The sequence below is a fragment of the Massilia sp. CT11-108 genome, from assembly GCF_047302915.1.
GTDB classification, from domain to species: domain Bacteria; phylum Pseudomonadota; class Gammaproteobacteria; order Burkholderiales; family Burkholderiaceae_D; genus Telluria; species Telluria orientalis.
This window is the reverse complement of sequence record NZ_JBKYMO010000580.1, coordinates 1-3190: the sequence shown is the minus strand read 5'-3', so window position 1 is coordinate 3190 and position 3190 is coordinate 1. Positions and strand designations below refer to the sequence as shown.

At 68.1% G+C, this 3190-nt stretch carries 4 protein-coding genes and 1 pseudogene; 1 reads left to right on the top strand and 4 read right to left on the bottom strand.

All coding sequences use genetic code 11. The features are described from left to right. Nucleotides 1–365: LytR/AlgR family response regulator transcription factor (locus ACEN88_RS27740; protein WP_413344825.1), on the bottom strand; the 365-nt coding region annotated here is incomplete at its 3' end. 7 nt (nucleotides 366–372) lie between these two features. Then, on the bottom strand, nucleotides 373–1446 hold the full coding sequence (locus tag ACEN88_RS27735) for a sensor histidine kinase (protein ID WP_413344823.1): 1074 nt from the start codon (nucleotides 1444–1446) through the stop codon (nucleotides 373–375). 102 nt (nucleotides 1447–1548) lie between these two features. Here ACEN88_RS27735 and ACEN88_RS27730 point away from each other — a divergent pair, with 102 nt between their 5' ends. Then, nucleotides 1549–1860: a hypothetical protein gene (locus ACEN88_RS27730; protein ID WP_413344822.1), complete on the top strand. Its 312-nt coding sequence runs from the start codon at nucleotides 1549–1551 to the stop codon at nucleotides 1858–1860. Nucleotides 1861–1972: 112 nt separating this feature from the next. Here the strand turns inward: ACEN88_RS27730 and ACEN88_RS27725 are convergent, their stop codons facing one another. After that, nucleotides 1973–2620, bottom strand: a complete 648-nt coding sequence (locus ACEN88_RS27725; RefSeq protein ID WP_413344820.1) for a dihydrofolate reductase family protein — start codon at nucleotides 2618–2620, stop codon at nucleotides 1973–1975. Between the two features lie 86 nt (nucleotides 2621–2706). Continuing rightward, nucleotides 2707–3190: pseudogene (locus ACEN88_RS27720) on the bottom strand (FHA domain-containing protein); the annotation flags it as partial.

Sequence of the window (3190 nt, the reverse complement as noted above, 5' to 3'; positions counted from 1 at the left end):
GCGTCGACGGCCGCCTGCTTCCGGCGCAAGCGCGCCAGCGCGCGTGCGAGGCGGTCGCCGTCGTAGGGCTTCAGCAGGTAATCGATGGCGTCGCAGTCGAACGCCTGGCACGCGTAGCGTTCGTACGCCGTCACGAACACGACGAGCGGCGCCGGTTCCGGCAGGGATGCCGCCAGTTCGATGCCGGACAGCTCGGGCATTTCGATGTCGAGCAGCAGCGCGTCCGGGCGAAAACTTGCAATCCGCTCCAGCGCATCGATGCCGTCGGCCGCTTCCTCGACGGCCGTGATGCCGTCCTGCTGCGCGAGCAGGTGGCGCAGTTTTACGCGCGCGGGGCGCTCGTCGTCGACGATCAGCAGACGCATACGAACCTCAGCAAGGCAACCTCATCTCGGCACGCACGCCCCCCTGCGGCCGCGCCGTGATGTCGAGCCGGCCCGCATCGCCATATAAAGCCTGGATGCGCGCGCGCAGGTTGGACAGGCCGATGCCGCCGGGGCGTTCCGTCGCGGCCAGCTTGCCGGCATCGTCCTCGACGCCCAGCACGAGCTCGTCGCCCTCGCGGCAGACGGAGACGGCGATGTGCGTCTGCCCGCGGCGCCGCTCGACCGTGTGCTTGAACACGTTTTCCAGCAGCGGCTGCAGGCTCATCACGGGCACTTCGCGGTCGAGCAGCGCGTCGTCGACCTGCCACGCGATGGCGACGCGGTCGGCGAAGCGCTCGGCCATCACGTCCGCGTACCCGCGCGCGAGGCGCAGCTCGGTCGCGAGCGGCGCCGCGTGGCGGTCGCCCAGGGCCAGCGTTTCGCGCAGCACGTCGGCCAGTTGGGTGAGCGTCGCGTCGGCGCGGGCCGGGTCCGTCCAGATCAGTGCGGACACGGTGTTCAATGCGTTGAACAGGAAATGCGGCTGCATCTGCTGGCCCAGCCGCTGCAATTGCGCCTGGCGCAGCAGGGTGTTCGAGCGTTCCGCGCGCAGCCGCGCGTCGAGCAGCGCGCGGTAGGATTGCACGCCGAAGCGGATCGCCATGAACAGGCCGAAGAAGATCGTGATCTTCATCGATTCGTACAGGAACAGCTGCGGCACCGGATCGTGCCGGTAGGTTTCGCCGACGAGCGCATACACGCCATGGCGCAGGCCGAACGCGAGGGGGACGAAGGCGATCCAGTACATCGACAGCCAGCGCGCCTGCCGCGCGAACCAGCGCCAGGGCGTGCCGAGCAGGTGATCGTCCGCGTGCGACCAGCGCAGCTGCACGAGGGCGAGCAGGGTCACGACGAGCGCGGACGACCCTTCCCACAGAAGCGGTTTCCAGATCGCGTGGCTGTGTTCGTTGCGCATGAAGTCCTGCACGGCGACGAGCATCATCAGGATCCAGAACAGGATCCACGCGGATACGAAGACGACGTTGCGGCGCAGGAAGGTCATGCGGCGATGATCGGCCATCCTCGGGTGATTGTCAAAAGGCACGGAGGTAGGCACGGGTGCGTCGCGGCCGCCGCGCTTCTGCTAACGTCGAGCCGATCAAACCAACTCCAGGAGAAGGCCATGGAACGTTTCCTGTTCGTGTACCACGGCAAACCGGGCGCCGATGCGGATACGCGCCACGATTTGTCGCGCTGCGCCGCGTGGTTCGACGGCATGGGCTCGCGCGTCCTCGACCGCGGCAGCCTCACGCACAGCGCCGTCGACGTGCCGCGCCGCCTGCTCGGGCCGAAGGAATCCGCCAGTTCGCTGTGCGGCTATTCGGTCGTCGAGGCGGCGGATTTCAACGACGCCGTCGAGATCGGCGAGCGCTGTCCGATCTTCGACGAGGGCGGCTCGGTCGAGATCGCGCGGCTGACGATCCCGCTGTCGTAACGTTTGCCCCGTCGTTCCCGCGCAGGCGGGAACCCAAGCTCTGCGTGCATCATGACCACGCGTGCTAGTGGGCCCCGCCTCCGCGGGGGCGACGTTCGAGTGTTGCCGGAATTCAGTCTCTGCGCAATACCACATGCGTAGCCGCCTCGGTCGCCACGTGCTCGGCGACCTTGAACCCGAGCGCGGGCAGGTCGATGCCGGCGAGCAGCGCTTCGCCGGCCCCCAGCAGCACGGGCGAGATGGCCAGGTGCATCTCGTCCACGAGACCCGCCTGCAGGTATTGCCGGATGGTCGATACGCCGCCGCCCAGGCGCACGTCCTTGCCGCCCGCGGCCTCTTTTGCGCGGGCGAGGGCGGCCTCGATGCCGTCCGTGACGAAGTAAAAGGTCGTGCCGCCCTTCATCTCGAGCGGGGGGCGGGCGTGGTGCGTGAGCACGAACACGGGCACATGGTAGGGCGGCTCGTCGCCCCACCAGCCCTTCCACTCGTCGTCCGGCCACGGACCGCGCACGGGGCCGAACATGTTGCGGCCCAGGATCCACGCGCCGACATTCTCGAAGCCGCGCGCGGCGAACGTCTCGTCCGGACCATCGGTTCCCCTGGATTCATCGCCCAGCATGCGCTGGAACGTGCGGGTGACGCGGAACCATTGGTGCAGCGTCTCGCCGCGTTCGCCCAGCGGATTCTGCAGGCTCTGGTTCGGGCCGGCCCCGTAGCCGTCGAGGGATATGGCAAAGCATCGGACAGTCAGTCTGGACATCGTCGTTCTCCTGTTGGACGGGACGCGGGCTGCGTCCCTCGTTCATACGACGAACGGGGCCGCCCAATTGCGACAACGCGGCGCCGTCAATCGTTGATCTCGTCATCGCCCGGCTTGCGCCCGCGGCTGCGGTCGAGCGGGGCCTTCATCGCTTCCACGTCGCGCATGAACTCGTCCACGCCATGGTCGGGGCTCACGCGGATGGCCGGCGGCATCAGCACGGACATGTACAACTCGTCCGATACACGGCCCGTGCGCTGCACATTGCTAGCCAGAATCAGCCCGGAGCATAGCACGGCCAAGCCGGCGCAGACCCAGCGGTAACGGGTGCGATTGCGGGGACGGATCGTGCACAAGTGAAAATAAATCATCCCGGCCAGCAGCACCGTCGCGACGTGCGAGGCGTAATGCGTGAACCCTTCGGCGGAAAAGGCGTAGCCGAGCGTGCTGCCCAGCAGCGCATAGCCGGCGAGGGCCGCGGCGCCGCAGCCGAACACGAACACGTGCCGGCCCAAGCGCGCGTGGCGCGCGAACAGCCGGTTGGCGCACGCCCAGATGCCGCCCCACAGC

Coding starts and splice junctions, on each gene's coding strand:
- ACEN88_RS27725 (WP_413344820.1), bottom strand. CDS start 2,620: ATGTCCAGACTGACTGTCCGATGCTTTGCCATATCCCTCGACGGCTAC.
- ACEN88_RS27730 (WP_413344822.1), top strand. CDS start 1,549: ATGGAACGTTTCCTGTTCGTGTACCACGGCAAACCGGGCGCCGATGCG.
- ACEN88_RS27735 (WP_413344823.1), bottom strand. CDS start 1,446: ATGGCCGATCATCGCCGCATGACCTTCCTGCGCCGCAACGTCGTCTTC.